We start from the raw sequence: 17,095 nt of genomic DNA, 5'->3' as shown, positions 1-17,095 counted from the left end.
GGCCCGCCGATGGTACGCAAGATCATTCACGCCCGCACTTCGCAGCGACCACGGGGATCGGCACGCTCTGAAGGATCGCGTCCCCCGTCAGTCGACAAGGGTGCGGCCGGTCAGGTGCAGGAAGACGTCCTCCAGGCCGCTGCGCCGCACCAGGACGTTTGCCGGGTTGAGCCCCAGCGCGCCGACCTCGGCGACCGCCGCGTCGCCGTCGGGCACGTAGAGCAGGACCCGGTCGGGCAGCACCTCGACCCGCTCGCCCACACCGTCGAGCTTGCCGGCGAACGGCTCCTGCGACTCGGCCGCGAAGCGCAGCTCGACCACCTCGCGGGTGGAGTGCTCCTCGATCAGCGCCCGGGGTGAGCCCTCGGCGACGATCCGCCCGCCGTCCATCACCACCAGCCGGTCGCAGAGCTGCTCGGCCTCGTCCATGTAGTGCGTGGTGAGCACCAGTGTCACGCCCTGCTGCTTGAGCCGGAACAGTCGCTCCCACACCAGGTGCCGCGCCTGCGGGTCGAGCCCGGTGGTCGGCTCGTCGAGCAGCACGATCTCCGGATCGTTGACCAGGGCGCGGGCGATGGTCAACCGGCGCTTCATGCCACCGGAGAGCGGCTCGACCTTACTGTCGGCCCGCTCGGTGAGCTGGACGAAGTCGAGCAGCTCGGCGGCCCGTTCCCGGGCGGCCCGCCGGGAGATGCCGAAGTAGCGGGCGTACACCGTGAGGTTTTCCCGGACGGTCAGCTCCGGGTCGAGGTTGTCCATCTGCGGGCACACGCCGAGCCGGGCCCGGATCGCCGGCCCGTCGCGGACCGGATCCAGGTCGAGGATGCGCAGCTCGCCGTCGCTCGGCGGGGAGATGCAGCCGACCATCCGCATGGTGGAGGACTTGCCGGCGCCGTTGGGCCCGAGGAAACCGAACGCCTCACCCGAGCGCACCTCGACGTCGATGCCGTCGACGGCGGTGAAGTCGCCGAACCGCTTCACCAGCCCACGAGCCTGAATCAGTGGTCGCCCCGAAGTCACCGCCCGACCCTAGCCGCCGGGTCCGACACCCCTCCACGCAAATACGCACGCGCCCGACCCGCCGGAAGCAAACGCCGCTCAACGCCCCACTACGACGGGCAATCGACAGGTATCGTCCTCACGTGTCGCCCGCCAGCTCGCCCGATGGTCCGCCGTCACCCGCCCGGCCAGCCAGCTCACCCGGCGACCGGCCTGCCACGAACGCCGCCGACGGGCCACCCCGACCACGTCCAGCAGCCGAGACCGCAGACCTGGCCGAGACCGCAGACCCAGCCGGACCAACCGACCAGACCGCAACCACAGAACCGGCCGTGCCGACCGGACAGACCGCGACCACAGAACCGGCCGGACCGGCCAGCGCGGCCGAGCGGGCGACCCGGGACCTGGCGGCCCAGTTCGAGGACGAGAAGCCCGGTCGGGTGCTGTCCGGGCCCGCGGCTCTGCTCCTCGGCACGGTGGCGCTGGCGGTCGGCGCGCTGGCTCTCTGGCAGGTGTTCCGCCCACTCGCGCAGGGCAGCAAGTACTACCTGATCATCTTCTTGGCCGGCGTGCTCCCCCTGGTTTTCCTCGCCTACCCGGCCGGCCTACCGCGCTGGGCCCGCCCGCGCCGACGCAGCGACAGCGGCGACATCGCCAGGCCCACCGTCACCGACTGGGTGCTGGCCGCCCTGACCGTGGCGGCCTGCCTGTATCCCGTCCTGCCGATCCACATCGGTACGGGTGGCGGCGGCTACAACGCGTTCCTCGACCGGCAGGGACTGCTCGCGCCGAGCGACCTGGTGCTGGGTACGGTGCTGCTGCTCCTGCTGCTGGAGGCGTGCCGCCGCACGACAGGTTGGATCCTGCCGGCCGTCTGCCTGCTGTTCCTCGGGTACGGCTACTACGGCGGGTTGCTGCCGCAGTCCTGGCCGGTCGCGCACGCCGGGCTCGACTTCAGTCAACTGGTCGACGCGTTCTACAACTCCGACAGCGGTTTCTACGGCACCCCGTTGGACGTGGCCGCCTCGTACATCGTGCTGTTCACCATTTACGGCGCGGTGCTGGAACTGTCCGGGGCCGGGCGGTTCTTCGTCGACCTGTCGGCTGCGGCGTTCCGCCGCTCCCGTACCGCCGCCGGCCGAACGGCGGTGGCCTCGGGCTTCCTGCTCGGCACCGTGTCCGGCTCCGGCGCGGCGACAACTGTGAGCATCGGCGCGGTCACCTGGCCGCTGCTGCGCCGCGCCGGTTATCCCCCGGAACGGGCCGGCGGCATGTTGGCCGCGGCCGGGGTGGGCGCGATCCTCTCCCCGCCCACTCTTGGTGCGGCGGCGTTCATCATCGCCGAGTACCTGGGCGTGTCCTACCTTCAGGTGCTGGGCTGGGCGACGATACCGACGGTGCTCTACTACCTGGGCATCCTGCTCGCCGTGGAGATCGACGCCCGCCGGTCGGGCGTACGCCCGGTCGTCCTCGACGTCGACTCGCCGTGGCGGCTGCTGGGCCGGTTCGGCTACCACTTCGCGTCGCTGATCGCGATCATCGTTCTCCTCGCGGTAGGTGTGTCCGCGACGAGGGCCGTCGTCTTCGCCATCGTCCTGGCCGCCGCGCTGTCCTACCTGGACCGCACGCACCGGCTCACCCCGACCCGGCTGGCGACCGCGCTCGTCACCGGCGTACGCGGGGTCCTGGCCGTCACGGCGGTCTGCGCGGCCGCCGGCATCATCACGGCGACCACCACGAAGACCGGTCTCGGGCCGCAGGCGGCGGCGCTGCTGATCGGCGGGGCGCAGGCGGCCACCTCGGACCCGACGCTGGTCCTGGTGCTCACGGCGCTGCTCGCCGCCGTCGCGCTCACTCTCTTGGGCCTGGCCGTGCCGGTTACCGCTTCGTTCGTGATCGGTTGGGTGATCGTCGGCCCGGCCCTGCTCGACCTGGGCGTGACAGCGCCCGCCGCGGCGATGTTCGTCTTCTACTTCGCCGTGCTGTCCGAGGTGTCTCCGCCGACCGCGCTCGCCGCGGTCGCCGCGGCCGCCGTCACCGGAGGCCGGCTGGTGCCGACCATGTGGCAGACCCTGCGGTACGCGCTGCCGGCATACCTGATCCCGATCGCGTTCGTCATCACCCCCGCCGGGCTGGGCCTGCTCGGCATCGGCGGTGTCCAGCGGATCGTCGTCGCCGTCCTGGTCACCGCGCTCGGCGTGGCGGTGCTCGCTGTCGCTGCCGGTGGTTGGCTGCCCGGCGTGGGTCGGGCCGGCGCCCCGGAGCGGGTGCTCGGCGCTCTCGGCGGCGTCACACTGCTCTGGCTCGAACCCGTGCCGGTCGCCCTGGGCACGACGCTGGCCGCCGTCGCGGCGACGGGTGTGTTCCTGCGAGGCCGATCCGCCAGTCGACAACCGACCAACCCTGTCAAGGAGAGACCGTGAGACGAATCGACGTACGGCTCGCAGCGGGCCTGAGCGTGCTCGCCCTCGTCACGACGGGCGTCACCGGCTGCGGAGGCCAGCAGGGCGGCGCGGCCAAGGACGACACGGCCAGCGAGGTCACCTGCGAGGTGACCCGGGAGACGCGCGTGGGCATCGCCACGGGCAACGCGACAGGTGTCTACTACGTGGTCGGCAACGCCCTGGCCGGCCAGTTGTCCGGGGCGACCGGCGGCAAGCTCACCGGCACCGCCGCCGAGACCGGCGCCTCGGTGCAGAACGTCGAGCAGTTGGTCAGTGGCAAGTACGACGTGGCGTTCTCGCTGTTCGACACGGCGGTCAACGCGGTCGAGGGCAAGGGCAGCTTCAGCGCGCCGCAGCCGGTGCAGGCGCTGGCCCGTATCTACGACAACTACACGCAGGTGGTGGTCCGTAAGGACTCCGGAATCACCTCGGTGGCCGGGATGCGCGGCAAGCGGATCTCCACGGGCTCCCCGAAGTCCGGCACCGAGGCGATCGCGAACCGGCTGCTGGAGGCTGCCGGCCTCGACCCGGCCAAGGACGTCCGGGCCCAGCGACTCGACCTCGCCAAGACCGTCGACGGAATGAAGGACGGCAGCATCGACGGGTTCTTCTGGTCCGGTGGCCTGCCCACCGGCGGCGTGACGGACCTGTTCACCACCGCTGGCGACACTGTGGCGTTCGTCGACATCTCGGCGCTGCTGCCGAAGCTGACCGCGCTGAGCCCCGGCTACCAGTCCGGCACGATCGGTCGGGACGTGTACCGGACGGCGTCCGACACCCCGACCATCGTCGTACCCAACGTGCTGCTGGTCCGCGAGGACCTGGACGCCAACGTCGCCTGCGCGATCACCCGGACGGTGTTCGACAAGCGCGACGTCCTGGCCCAGGCCAACCCGGCGGCCAAGGGGATCTCGCTGGAGAAGGCCCGCAGGACCCTGCCGGTGCCGCTGCACCGCGGCGCCGAGAAGGCGCTGACGGACCTCGGCGCGAAGTGACGGCCGGTCAGCTGTCGGCCGGGGCGGTGGCGGCGCGGGACGCGCCGACCAGGCGGTCGGTTTCGGCGAGCAGGGCCTCGTCGTCCGCCGGTGTGCCGGGATCGAGGCGGACCGTCCAGGTCAGACCGTCCACGCCGGCCACCCGCCGGGCCGCGACCCGGGCCGCGCCGCCTGGCACCGGGTGGTGTTCGGTGTACGCGACGGAACGGGTCACCCGTGCCCGCACCTGGTGCGGCAGCTCACCCGGGTCGAGCAGCAGGTACGTCTCGGCCGGCCCGTCGACGACCACTGTGTAGCCGTCGCGCTCGACTACCGTCTCGGCGGGCGTGACGGTCAGCTCCCGACCGGACCAGACCGCCTTGAGGACGTCGTGCCAGCCGATGCGGTGCCCCCGACCGGGCAGCCACAGCCCGAGGTTGCTGGCCACGACGACCCCGTCGCCCTCGCCGTTGCCCGCCGCCGACCAGGCGAGCACCCGCTCGTCGGCGGCCAGCGGTGGCCGGTCGGCCGGCGGCAGCTTCGGCTTGCGGCTGAACAGTCCCATCTAGAGCCCTCCCGCGGCCTGCTCGCGCAACGCCCGGGCATGCTGCTCCAGCGACAGCAGTTCGCCGAAGGCCGCGAAGTACTCGTCCTTGTTGTTGACCGGGTTGATCCGCTGGATGCGCGACTTGAGGTCGCGGATGCGGGCCGTCACCGACCCGAACTGCACCCGGGCCATGGTGATCGACACGTAGCGCGGGTCCGGTTCACCGTCGATCCGCAGCGGCTCCACGGCCAGCTCGCCGACCAGCGCCGCCGAGGCCAGGTCGTCGCACGCGTCGCGGACCTTCTCGATCCAGACGGCGCCGCCGGTCGCCGACACGGCCCCACCGGCCTGCGCGACGGCAGTCCGCACGCCGACGTGCACCGGGTTGCGGTATTCGGTCGCCTCGACCGCGTCGAACATCGGCCCGGCCAGCACCGGCTGTTGCAGGGCGAGCTTCAACGCCTCGCGTTCGACCATCGACTGCGGGCTGTCCACTGCCGGTTCGGGACGGGCCGGGGCGGGTCGTGGGGCGGGTGCGGCGTCCCGCCCGCCGCCGGACGGCGGAGTGTTGGCGGCGGCGAGCACCGCCCGCTGCACCGGCTCGATCTCCATGCCGAGGTCCATGGCGAGCTTGCGGACGTACTCCGGGCGCTTCTCCCGGTCCTTCAACTGCGCGACAAGCGGCGCGGCCCGGCGCATCGCCTCGACCCGGCCATCGACGGTGTCCAGGTCGAAGCGGCTGATCTCGTGGCGCAGCGCGAAGTCGACCAGGGGCTCGCGCCGGGCGACCAGGTCGCGGACCGCCAGGTCGCCCTTGGCCAACCGCAGGTCACACGGGTCCATGTTGTCGGGGCTGACCGCGATGAACGTCCGACCCACGAAGCGCTGGTCGTCGGAGAAGGCGCGCAGCGCCGCCTTCTGCCCGGCGGCGTCCCCGTCGAAGGTGAAGATGATCTCGCCGGCCACCGAGTCGGTGTCCAGCAGGAGCCGGCGCAGCACCCCGATGTGGTCCGCGCCGAACGCGGTGCCGCAGGTCGCCACCGCCGTCGTCACCCCGGCCAGGTGGCAGGCCATCACGTCGGTGTACCCCTCGACGATCACCGCCCGACCCTGTTTGGCGATCTCCCGCTTGGCCTGGTCGATGCCGTAGAGCACGTGCGACTTCTTGTAGATCGGCGTCTCGGGGGTGTTCAGGTACTTCGGGCCGTCGTCGTCGTCGAAGAGCTTGCGCGCGCCGAAGCCGATCACGTCGCCGGCGAGGTCCCGGATCGGCCACAGCAGCCGGCGCCGGAACCGGTCGATGAGCGTGCCCGAGCGGGCTTCCCGGGACAGCCCGGCGGTGACCAGTTCCTGATGGGTGAAGCCCTGCTGGCGCAGGTGCTTGGTGAGCAGGTCCCAGCCGTCCGGCGCGAACCCGCACCCGTAGCGCTCGGCGGCGGCCCGGTCGAAGCCCCGTTTCGCCAGGAACTCCCGGGCCGGCCGCGCCCCGGCGGTGCTGAGTTGCGCCCGGTAGAAATCGACAGCGGCGGCGTGCGCGGCGACGAGGCGCTGCCGTTGGCCCTGCTGCGGGCGGGGACGCGGGGTGCTCCGGTCGTCCTCGACGTAGCGCAGCTGGATGCCGGCACGCCCGGCCAGCCGCTCGACCGACTCGACGAAGCTGAGGTGCTCCGCGTCCATCAGGAACTTGATCGCGTCGCCGCCGGCCCCGCAGCCGAAGCAGTACCAGACGTTGCGGGCGGGCGAGACGTTGAACGACGGGCTCTTCTCGTCGTGGAACGGGCACAGGCCCTTGAGGTTGCCGCCGCCGGCGGACTTCAACGTGACCGTCTCGGAGATCACATCCCCGATCGAGGTGCGTTCCCGGACCAGTGCGATGTCCTCGTCCCGGATCCGCCCAGCCATGCGCCACCCCCTCGGCGTACATCCTGCCCTGCCGGACCGATGACACGCCGGCCGGGGGACACCGGTGTGGCGGGGGCCGCCGTCGGGCTCGCCCGTTCCGGCCCGGCCGCCGGGCCCGCGCGGGGACCATGACCAGATGCGCAGGGTACGCGGTGACGGCGCCCGCCGGCCGCGCCGGATCCTCGGCCGGCTGGGGCTGCCTGGCGTGGCGCCCGCCCAGGACGAGGCCGGCCACCGGCACGCCACCTGGCTCGAACTCTTCCTCGACCTCATCTTCGTGTACGCGCTGGCGGCCGTCGTACGTCGGCTCGGCGACGACCCGACCCCGGCGCCGACGGCCGTGCTGGCCGTGATCGGGCTGTTCCTGGTGATCCAGTGGTGCTGGCTGGGGCAGGTCTTCTACGACAACCGGTTCGACCCGGACGACGCGCTGCACCGGCTGCTGGTGCTGGTCGCCCTGGTCGGCGCCGGCGCGATGACGCTCGGCGTCGACGAGGTGCCCGAGAGCGTGCTGCTTCCGGTGGGATACCTGATCGTGCGGGGTGTGCTGCTCCTGCTGTATCTGCGGGCCCGGCCGACCAGCCCGATGGCCCGGACCGTGACCACGATCTACCTGCTCGGGTTCGGGTCGGGCTGGCTCATCTGGCTGGCCTCGCTCGTCGCACCCACCGGGTCGCGCCCGACGCTGTGGATCATCGCGATGGTCATCGAGCTGGCCACCCCCTGGGTCGGCCGGCGCTGGCTCAACGATTGGCCGGTGGACAACCGGCACCTGCCCGAGCGCATCGGCCAGTTCACGATCATCGTGTTGGGCAGCGCGATGGCCAACCTGCTCTTCGCGGTGCCGGATCACCCCCCGCCGCACATGATCCTGACGGCCGGGCTGGCCTTCCTCATCCCGGCGGCCGTCTGGTGGGCCTACACCGCCTTCGTCACCACCCGCGTGCTGCAGAGCCGACTGCGCGGCGGGCAGGCGTACGGCTATCTGCACTTCCCGCTCGGCGGTGCCCTGTTGCTGCTGGGCTGGGCCCTCGGTCAGGTGGTCCGACTGGTCGACGACAACGTGGCCCGCATGCCGCTCGAACTGCGACTGGCGCTGGCCGCCTCAGTGATCGTCTGGACGTTGTGCGGCCTGGCCCTGTCCTGGCTGTGGGCCAGGCCGAGCGCGGGCCGGCTGGCGATCACCGGCTACGGGATCGTCTCGGTCGGCGTGGTCACCACCTGGGTGCGTGAACCGCGGCCGATGCTGCTGCTGCTCGCGGTGGCGATCGTCGGGTACGCCGTGCTGCTCAGCCGGGCCCTCGGCAAACTCGACGAGGACCCGGCAGCTGGCGCCTGACGGTCAGGCCGCGGCCGGCTCCTCGGCGGCGACCTGCCGGTTCCAGTCCGCCTTGCTCGAGCGCCAGCCCTCGTCGTCCATGCCGCGCCGCCAGTAGCCGGAGATGGAGAGCCGGTCGGCCGGCACGCCGCGCTCGCCGCGCAGCAGTCGGCGCAGCTCCCGGACGAACGTCGCCTCGCCGTGCACGAAGGCGTGCACCGAACCGGGCGGGAACTCCAGCTCGCGCACCGCCGCCACGAGGGCGTCGCCCACCGGTCGGTCACCCCGGTGCAGCCAGGTCAGCTCCACGGCGCCGGGGCTGAGCAGCTGCTGCTCCTCCGCCGGGTCGGCGATCTCGACGAGGACCCGGGCCGCAGCGCCCAACGGCAGCCGTTCCAGGGCGGCGGCGATCGCCGGCAGGGCGCTCTCGTCGCCCACCAGGAGGTGCCAGTCGGCGTCCGGGTCCGGCGCGTACGCCCCGCCCGGGCCGACGAAGTGCACCGGGTCGCCCGGGCGCAGCGCCGCGGCCCACGGGCCGGCCAGCCCCTCGTCGCCGTGGTGCACCACGTCCACGGTCAGCTCCCCGGCGAGGGGGTCCCACCGCCGCACGGTGTACGCGCGCAGCCGGGGCCACTGCTCCCGGGGCAGGTCACGGCGGATCGCGGCGAGGTCCAGCGGCTGCGGGTACGCGACGCCGGGCACCGGAAAGACCAGCTTGATGTAGTGGTCGGTGAACTCGCCCACCGGCAGCCCGGTCAGCTCGTCCCCACCGAGGACGAGCCGGATCAGGTGCGGGGTGGGTCGCTCGGTGCGCAGCACCTGGACCGAGGTGACGTTCCTTGGGCGTTCCGTCATGCAGTTAGGTTAGCCTAAGTTGCCGCATCCGCCTCGGGCGGTGCGCCGCCGCCGGCCAGACGGGCGTGCCAACTCATCGCCCCCGGGTCGGTGAGCGAGGCGATCTGGTCGATCACCACGCGCAGCCGAGCCGCGTCGTCGGGCGCGGCCCGCCACAGCGGGGCGAACACCGGGTCGAGCCCGTCCGGGGCCCGTCCGACGAGCGCCGCCGCCAACTCGGCAAGCATCGTCCGCTGCCGCTCGTAACGGCCCCGAAAGCCGGTGCGTCGCATCACGTAGCGCAGGGCGATGCCCTTGAGCAGCGCGCACTGCGCCCGGACGCGTCTCGGCACCACCAGATCGGCGGCGTAGCGGCGGTGCGGCCCGGGCCCGTACCGCTCCTCGGTGGCCGTCACCGCCGCCGACACGAACCGACCGGTCAGGCCGCTCGTGGTGGCCTTCAGCGCTACCTGGGCGCGGTGGCTGCCGTCGTACCCGGCGAGCGGGGCGAGCAGCGGGTCAGCCAGCAGCTCGACCAGCACCTCGGCCAGGTCGGCCGGCGACTCCCCGGAGTAGGCGGCGGCCACGTCGGCACAGAGCGCGGCCCGCTCGTCGGCGTCCACGAGCAGCGGGCGCAGCCCGACGTACCCGCCGTGGATCCCGTCCTCCACGTCGTGCACCGAGTACGCGACGTCGTCGGCCCAGTCCATCACCTGCGCCTCCAGGCAGCGCCGGTCGCCGGGCGCACCGGCCCGGATCCAGCCGAAGACCGCCGCGTCGTCGGCGTACACCCCGAACTTGCGCTGCCCGTCGCGGCGCGGCCAGGGATACTTGCCGATCGCGTCGAGCGACGCCCGGGTGAGGTTCAGCCCGGCCGACGAACCGTCCGGGGCGAGCACCTTCGCCTCCAGGCGGGTCAGCACCCGCAGCGTCTGCGCGTTGCCCTCGAAACCGCCGCAGGGCGCGGCGAGCAGGTCCAGAGCTGCCTCGCCGTTGTGCCCGAACGGCGGGTGCCCGAGGTCGTGGGCGAGCCCGGCGACGTCCACCACGTCCGGGTCGCACCCCAGCCGGGCGCCCATCTCCCGGGCGATCTGGGCCACCTCCAGCGAGTGGGTGAGCCGGGTCCGCAGGAAGTCGTCGGTGCCGGCGGTGTGCACCTGGGTCTTGGTGGCCAGCCGGCGGAACGCCGCGGAGTGCAGCACCCGGGCACGGTCACGCTCGTACGGTGAACGGCGATGCCCGGTGTCCTTGGGCGGCTCCTCGACCAACCTGGCGTCGGCGCGGTTCACTTCTGGCGCAGGACGCAGAACTCGTTGCCCTCCGGGTCGGACAGGACCGTCCAGTCGACGTCACCCTGACCGATGTCGACGTGCCGGGCGCCCATGTCGACAAGACGCTCGACCTCGGCCTCCTGGTCGGCCGGGCGCAGGTCGAGATGCAACCGGTTCTTGCGCTCCTTGGCGTCGGTCACCGGAACGAAGACCAACCCGGGAAGGCGGTCGGCGGACTGGCGGATCTCCACCTCGTCCGGTCTCTCGGTGACGACCTGGTATCCGAGCGCCTCGGCCCACCAGCGGGCCAGTCGGGCCGGATCGCGGGCGTCGATGGTCAGGTTCTCCCAGACGCTGGTCATACAGCCACCTCTCCCGTCGACGGCGGACACAGCCGGCCGTGTGTGAGCGAGCCAAGGTTACGCCCGCCGATGCCGCTCGACCTGCCCGCGACGCAGCACCGGCGCGCGCGCAACCGCCGATCGGCCCCCAGTTGCCGACCGATCGCCGTGGGTTACGGGCTCGCGGGTACACGTGGCCACCGGTAGCGTTCCCAGCGCGGAACGTGACCAACCGATCGAGGCGCGGAGCCGACCGGCAGGGAGACGCTCGTGGATGCAGGCATGGTGGTGGGCAACGAACTGCTCGGGCTGCGGCGACGCCGACCCGAGGTCGCCGGCGCCGTACTGGCCGGCACCGACGGGCTGCTCATCTCCAGCGACCTGCCGAGCACCGACGCCACCCACCTCGCCGCGCTCGCCGCGGCCAGCTACGGGCTCGGCCACCGGGTCGCCGACACGGTCCGGCGGGGTGAGTTCCGCGAGTCGGTGGTGTGCATCTCCGACGGCTGCGTGGTCACCTACCCGGCCGGGCGCAGCGCCCTGCTGACACTGGTCACCGGGTCGGCGGCGAAGGATCTGGACGGGCTGCACGAGGAGGCCCGGGCGGTGGCGCACCGGGCCGGCCGTGTGCTGGACACCCGTGGCGGCGGGATCGGCGCCACTGCGGTGCCCGACGCGCACGCGCCGCTGGCCGTGCGTACCCCGATGGCGACCCTGCCGACGCAGCTGCGCCGCTCGGCCCGACCCACCTGGCGTCGCCCGCCGATCTGAGCGCCGACGCCGGCCCGGCCTGCCGCCGGTGTGGGCGCTGGCGACGCGTCGGCCCGCCGCCGGTGTGGGCGCGCTGGCGGCGGCCCGGTCGTTCGGGCCGCCGCCGGCGCCCGCGTCAGCGGCTGTCCGACCCGTCGGTCTCCACTGCCGCCCGGCCGGCCTCCAGGCGGGCCACCGGCACCCGGAACGGCGAGCAGGACACGTAGTCCAGGCCGACCTCGTGGAAGAAGTGCACCGAGTCCGGGTCACCGCCGTGCTCGCCGCAGACACCGAGCTTCAGCCCGGGCCGGGCCGCCCGCCCCTCCTCGGCGGCGATCCGCACCAGCCGGCCCACGCCGTCACGGTCGATCGACTCGAACGGCGAGATGCCGAAGATGCCCAGCTCCAGGTAGCGCCAGAAGAACGCGCCCTCGACATCGTCGCGGGAGAAGCCCCAGCCCATCTGGGTCAGGTCGTTGGTGCCGAAGGAGAAGAACTCGGCCGCCTCGGCGATCTGCCCGGCGGTCAGCGCCGCCCGGGGCACCTCGATCATGGTGCCGATCAGCACCTCGACGCCGCTGTCCCGGACCACCTCAGCGATGATCTTCTCGGCCTCGGCGCGGACCGTCTCCAGCTCCTGCACGGCTCCGACCAGCGGCACCATGATCTCCGGCTTGGCCACCCGACCCTCCCGGGCGCAGGCCACCGCCGCCTCCGCGATGGCCCGGACCTGCATCGCGAACAGGCCGGGGATGACCAGTCCGAGGCGGACGCCGCGCAGCCCGAGCATCGGGTTCTCCTCGTGCATCCGCCGGACGGCGGCGAGCAACGCCTCCTCCTTGGCCACGTCCTCGCCACGTTCCTGCGCGACCGCGACGTTGACGGCGAGCTGCTCCAGCGGCGGCAGGAACTCGTGCAGCGGCGGGTCGATCAGCCGGACGGTGACCGGCAGCCCGTCCATCTCCCGGAAGATCTCCTCGAAGTCGGCCCGCTGCAACGGCAGAAGGGCCTCCAGCGCCGCCTCCCGCTCGTCCGCGGCGCGGGCCAGGATCAGCCGCTCGACCAGCTCGCGCCGGTCACCGAGGAACATGTGCTCGGTGCGGCACAGCCCGATGCCCTCGGCGCCGAAGCGCCGGGCCCGGGCGGCGTCCGCGCCGGTGTCGGCGTTCGTGCGGACCGCCAGCCGCCGCTTCCCGTCGGCGCGCGTCATGATCCGGTGTACGGCCCGGACGAGCGCGTTGTCGATGTGCTCGGGGTCGAGGCTGCCCTCGAAGTACTGCACGACCTCCGACGGCATGACCGGCACCTCACCGAGGTACACCTTGCCCGTGGTGCCGTCGATGGACACGACGTCGCCCTCGTTGACGGTCTGCCCGGCCACCGTGAACCGCTTCGCCGGCACGTTCACGTCGATCGCGTCGGCGCCGGAGACGCAGGTCTTGCCCATGCCCCGGGCCACCACCGCGGCGTGGCTGGTCTTGCCGCCGCGCGAGGTGAGAATGCCCTTGGCGGCGATCATGCCGTTCAGGTCGTCCGGGTTGGTCTCCCGGCGGACCAGGATCACCGACTTACCCTCGGCGGCCAGCTCGACGGCCCGCGCGGAGGTGAAGACCACGGTGCCGGACGCCGCGCCCGGTGAGGCGCCGATGCCCGTGGCGACCGCCTCGAACTCGTGGTCGAGCTGGAAGCGAGGAAACATGAGCTGGGCGAGCTGCGCGCCGTTGACCCGGTGCAGCGCCTCGTCCTCATCGATCAGGCCCTCGTCGACGAGTTGCCCGGCGATCACGAACGCTGCGGCGGCCGTCCGCTTGCCGACGCGGGTCTGCAACATCCACAGCTTGCCGCGTTCGATGGTGAACTCGATGTCGCACAGATCCCGGTAGTGCTCCTCCAACCGGGCCATGATGCCGAGCAGCTCGTCGTAGGACGACTTGTCGAGCTGCTCCAACTCCTGCAACGGCACGGTGTTGCGGATGCCGGCGACCACGTCCTCGCCCTGGGCGTTGGCCAGGTAGTCGCCGTAGATGCCCTGCGCGCCGCTGCCCGGGTCGCGGGTGAAGGCGACCCCGGTGCCGGAGTCGGGGCCGAGGTTGCCGAAGACCATGGTCACCACGTTGACAGCGGTGCCGAGGTCGGCCGGGATGCGCTCCTGGCGGCGGTAGAGCACCGCGCGCTCGGCGTTCCACGACTCGAACACCGCCCGGATGGCCAGGTCGAGCTGCTCACGCGGCTGCTGCGGGAACTCCCGACCGGTGTGCTTGGCGAAGATCTTCTTGTACGCGTCGACCAGCCCGCGCAGGTCGTCCGCGTCCAGGTCGAGGTCGTTGTGCGTGCCCTTGGCGCTCTTGGCCTCGTCGAGGGCGTGCTCGAACTCCTCGCCCGGCACCTCGCAGACGGTCTTGCCGAACATCTGGATCAGCCGGCGGTAGGAGTCCCAGGCGAACCGGTCGTTCCCGCCGGCCTGGGCGGAGAGCCCCACCACGCTCTGGTCGTTGAGGCCGACGTTGAGGACGGTCTCCATCATGCCGGGCATGGAGAACTTGGCCCCGGAGCGGACGGACACCAGCAGCGGGTCCTGCGGGTCGCCGAGGCGCTTGCCCATCGCCCGTTCCAGCGCCTCCAGGTGCGCCTCGATCTGACCGGCGAGGCCGTCCGGCTCCCGCCCGGTCGTGAGGTACGCCTGGCACGCCTCGGTCGTGATGGTGAAGCCGGGCGGGACGGGCAGGCCGAGGTTGGTCATCTCGGCGAGGTTCGCGCCCTTGCCGCCGAGCAGATCCTTGAGATCCTTGTTGCCCTCGGAGAAGTCGTAGACGTACTTGTGTTCGTCGGTCTCTTGCGCTGCCACCAGAGCCTCCCACGCGCGCCGGATTGACACTTAACGAAGGTTCAGGGCGAAGGTTAAGCGAAGATCGGGTGGCCTGGGACCGTTCGGTGACAATAGGCACAGCCATCACGACTATCCGCGTTCGTACCGGTTTTTGGGAACGCTTCCACGCGCACGATCACGCAATATCCCCGGTCCTCGTATTGTTGACGCCACTGGTTCTGCCGAAGCTCGCTTTTGCCATATCCGACGCGAAATAACCCCTTCCGGAGCCGTCGTCGTGTCCTCCCTCCCGATCTCCTCCCCCACCCCCGAGCCGTCCGCCGCCGCCGACCCGGTCGCGCTGCCCGCGCACCAGCCGGAGGCCGCGGACCTGGCCGCGCTCGCCGCGCGAACGGCCGGCGACGACCTGCTCGCCCCCGCGGTACGCCTCGACGGCGTCGTACCGGCACCGGAACGGGTCGAAGCGGATCCCACCGCGTCCTTCGTGCTCACCGCGGACACGGCCATCCGGGTCACCGCCGACCCGGGCGCCCGCGCGGTGGCCGACCACCTCGCCGAGCTGCTCCGACCGGCAACCGGGTTCCTCCTGCCGGTGGCCGACGACACCCGTACGGACGGGCCGACCGGCACGCTGACGCTCACCCTGGCCGCCACGCCCCCCAGCCCGGCGCCCGCCACCGGGCGACCGACCACCGACCTCGGGGCCCAGGGCTACCGGCTCGACGTGACCGCCGCCGCGGTACGCCTCGTCGCCGACACCCCGACCGGCCTCTTCTACGGCGTCCAGACGATCCGGCAACTGCTCCCCGCCGCCGTGGAGAGCCCGACCCCGGTGACCACGCGCTGGGCGCTGCCCGGCGGCACGATCCTGGACCGCCCCCGCTTCCCCTACCGGGGCGCGATGCTCGACGTCGCGCGACACTTCTTCACCGTCGAGGACGTCCTGCGGGTGATCGACCACCTCGCCCGCTACAAGCTCAACCACCTGCACCTGCACCTCACCGACGACCAGGGATGGCGCATCGCCGTCGACTCCTGGCCGAAGCTGGCCACCGTCGGCGGGGCGAGCGAGGTCGGCGGCGGCCCCGGCGGGCACTTCACCAAGGCGGAATACCGGCGGATCGTCTCCCACGCGGCCGCCCGGCACGTCACCGTCGTCCCGGAGATCGACCTGCCCGGCCACACCAACGCGGCGCTCGTCGCGTACCCCCAGCTCGCACCGGACAAGCTCGCGCCGCCGCCGTACACCGGCACCGAGGTCGGCTTCAGCTACGTCGACCCGGCCGACGAGCAGACGTACGACTTCATCGCCGACGTCCTCGGCGAGGTGGCCGCCCTCACCCCCGGTCCGTGGCTGCACATCGGCGGCGACGAGGCGTTCAAGGTCAAGGGTGCGGTCTACACCGATTTCGTGGAGAGGGCGCAGCGGATCGTCGCCGACACCGGCAAGGCCGTCGTGGGCTGGCACCAGCTCGCTCCGGCGGCGCACCTCGACGGGCGGGTCCTGCAGTGGTGGGGCACCGACGCCGACGATCCCACCACTGCCGACGCGGTCCGGCGGGGCGCCCGGCTGATCCTCTCCCCCGGCAACCACGCCTACCTGGACATGAAGTACGCCGAAGACACCCCGATCGGGCACGACTGGGCCGGCCTCATCGACGTACGTCGGGCGTACGACTGGGATCCGGGCACGCACGTCGCCGACGTGCCCAGCACTGCCGTGCTCGGCGTGGAGGCCCCGCTGTGGACCGAGTCGGTCACCTCGCTCACCGACATCGAGTTCATGCTGTTTCCCCGGCTGCCCGCCATCGCCGAGCTGGGCTGGTCACCCCGCGCCACGCACGACTGGGACGGGTTCCGCGAGCGCCTGGCCGGGCACGGCCCGCGCTGGTCCACCGCCGGGATCACCTTCCACCGCTCCCCCGAGATCCCCTGGCCGGCGACCCCCACGGTCCCCCGACAGAACCGCGCACCCCGGAACGACACGGAATCCCACTGAAGCACGACAGACCGCAAGGTCGCGCCCTCCGGTCCGGTGGGCGGTTTGTCCGGTGGCGTGAGAAGTCGAGTCGATCAACCCGGACGGTCGTCGGATGCTCGGGTCCGGTTGGTGGTTTGTCCGGTGCCGGCGGTGGCCTGATCCCCAGGGCGCCGTGTCATGGGGTGCCGGCCCCGGCGTCGGACACCGCTGGCGGCGGGCGTTTTGCCGTCGGACACCGCTGGCGGCGGGCGTTTCGGCGGGCCTGGTCGTGCTCGATCCGTGGATTAGTGGCCTCGCCCGCGTCGCGAGGGCCGTGTTTCCCGGATCGAGCGCGATCATCCGGTTGGGCGTCTTGCCGCCCCGGCTTGATCGACTCGGGTTCGGCGATGTCGCGGTATCCCGGGCGTCCGGATACCGCGACTTCAGCGAAGTCGAGTCGATCAACCGCCGCCGGTGATGGATGTCCGTGTTCCCGGACCGAGCACGATCATCCGACTGGGCGCAGGTCCCGTGCGGGGGTGATCGACTCGGGTTCGGCGATGTCGCGGTGTCCCGGGCGTCCGGATACCGCGACTTCAGCGAAGTCGAGTCGATCAACCGCCGCCGGTGGTGGATGTCCGTGTTTCCCGGACCGAGCACGATCACCCGGTTGGGCGCAGGTCCCGTACGGGGGTGATCGACTCGGGTTCGGCGATGTCGGGGTGTCCCGGGCGTCCGGATACCGCGACTTCAGCGAAGTCGAGTCGATCAACCGCCGCCGGTGGTGGACGTCCGTGTTTCCCGGACCGAGCACGATCACCCGGTTGGGCGCAGGTCCCGTGCGAGGGTGATCGACTCGGGTTCGGCGATGTCGCGGTATCCCGGGCGTCCGGATACCGCGACTTCAGCGAAGTCGAGTCGATCAACC

Annotated in this window: 11 protein-coding genes and 1 pseudogene; 5 read left to right on the top strand and 7 right to left on the bottom strand. The window is 72.1% G+C overall.

What is annotated here, in order from left to right; genetic code table 11:
* Nucleotides 1-87 precede the first annotated feature (87 nt).
* Complete coding sequence (locus ACLQ27_RS19085; protein ID WP_357496302.1) at nucleotides 88-1,020, bottom strand: ABC transporter ATP-binding protein; 933 nt, start codon at nucleotides 1,018-1,020, stop codon at nucleotides 88-90.
* Nucleotides 1,021-1,331: 311 nt separating this feature from the next.
* Between ACLQ27_RS19085 and ACLQ27_RS19080 the strand changes: the two genes are divergently transcribed.
* Nucleotides 1,332-3,422, top strand: a complete 2,091-nt coding sequence (locus ACLQ27_RS19080; protein WP_425867906.1) for a TRAP transporter permease — start codon at nucleotides 1,332-1,334, stop codon at nucleotides 3,420-3,422.
* A complete protein-coding gene (locus ACLQ27_RS19075; RefSeq protein ID WP_357496300.1) occupies nucleotides 3,419-4,438 on the top strand; it encodes a TAXI family TRAP transporter solute-binding subunit in 1,020 nt (339 codons plus the stop codon). Before ACLQ27_RS19080 ends, ACLQ27_RS19075 begins: the two co-directional genes overlap by 4 nt.
* A gap of 7 nt (nucleotides 4,439-4,445) precedes the next feature.
* On the opposite strand, the gene ACLQ27_RS19070 is transcribed toward ACLQ27_RS19075, so the two are convergent.
* Together ACLQ27_RS19070 and dnaG are read right to left on the bottom strand one after the other, a co-directional pair.
* Nucleotides 4,446-4,982 carry a hypothetical protein gene (locus tag ACLQ27_RS19070; protein ID WP_425867904.1) on the bottom strand — a complete coding sequence of 179 codons (537 nt, stop codon included), beginning with the start codon at nucleotides 4,980-4,982 and terminating at the stop codon, nucleotides 4,446-4,448.
* Nucleotides 4,983-6,888: pseudogene (gene dnaG, locus ACLQ27_RS19065) on the bottom strand (DNA primase).
* Nucleotides 6,889-7,002: 114 nt separating this feature from the next.
* On the opposite strand from dnaG, the gene ACLQ27_RS19060 reads away from it, so the two are divergent.
* On the top strand, nucleotides 7,003-8,205 hold the full coding sequence (locus ACLQ27_RS19060) for a low temperature requirement protein A (protein WP_357496296.1): 1,203 nt from the start codon (nucleotides 7,003-7,005) through the stop codon (nucleotides 8,203-8,205).
* Nucleotides 8,206-8,208: 3 nt separating this feature from the next.
* On the opposite strand, the gene ACLQ27_RS19055 is transcribed toward ACLQ27_RS19060, so the two are convergent.
* From ACLQ27_RS19055 to ACLQ27_RS19045, 3 genes are read right to left on the bottom strand one after another with little or no spacing between them, the layout of a single operon-like run.
* Entirely contained in the window at nucleotides 8,209-9,039 is an 831-nt protein-coding gene (locus ACLQ27_RS19055) for a siderophore-interacting protein (protein WP_357496294.1), read from the bottom strand.
* Nucleotides 9,040-9,053: 14 nt separating this feature from the next.
* A complete protein-coding gene (locus ACLQ27_RS19050) occupies nucleotides 9,054-10,307 on the bottom strand; it encodes a deoxyguanosinetriphosphate triphosphohydrolase (RefSeq protein ID WP_357496292.1) in 1,254 nt (417 codons plus the stop codon).
* Entirely contained in the window at nucleotides 10,304-10,651 is a 348-nt protein-coding gene (locus tag ACLQ27_RS19045) for a VOC family protein (RefSeq protein ID WP_357496290.1), read from the bottom strand. Before ACLQ27_RS19045 ends, ACLQ27_RS19050 begins: the two co-directional genes overlap by 4 nt.
* 249 nt (nucleotides 10,652-10,900) lie before the next feature.
* Here ACLQ27_RS19045 and ACLQ27_RS19040 point away from each other — a divergent pair, with 249 nt between their 5' ends.
* A complete protein-coding gene (locus tag ACLQ27_RS19040) occupies nucleotides 10,901-11,401 on the top strand; it encodes a roadblock/LC7 domain-containing protein (RefSeq protein WP_425867901.1) in 501 nt (166 codons plus the stop codon).
* 115 nt (nucleotides 11,402-11,516) lie between these two features.
* Here the strand turns inward: ACLQ27_RS19040 and ppdK are convergent, their stop codons facing one another.
* A complete protein-coding gene (gene ppdK, locus ACLQ27_RS19035) occupies nucleotides 11,517-14,225 on the bottom strand; it encodes a pyruvate, phosphate dikinase (RefSeq protein WP_425867899.1) in 2,709 nt (902 codons plus the stop codon).
* 259 nt (nucleotides 14,226-14,484) lie between these two features.
* Here ppdK and ACLQ27_RS19030 point away from each other — a divergent pair, with 259 nt between their 5' ends.
* Complete coding sequence (locus ACLQ27_RS19030; protein ID WP_425867897.1) at nucleotides 14,485-16,206, top strand: beta-N-acetylhexosaminidase; 1,722 nt, start codon at nucleotides 14,485-14,487, stop codon at nucleotides 16,204-16,206.
* Nucleotides 16,207-17,095 lie beyond the last annotated feature (889 nt).

This window comes from Micromonospora sp. DT63 (genome assembly GCF_049841615.1).
Taxonomy (GTDB): domain Bacteria; phylum Actinomycetota; class Actinomycetes; order Mycobacteriales; family Micromonosporaceae; genus Micromonospora.
Note: the sequence above shows the minus strand (reverse complement) of the source record. Positions and strands in the feature narration are given on the sequence as shown.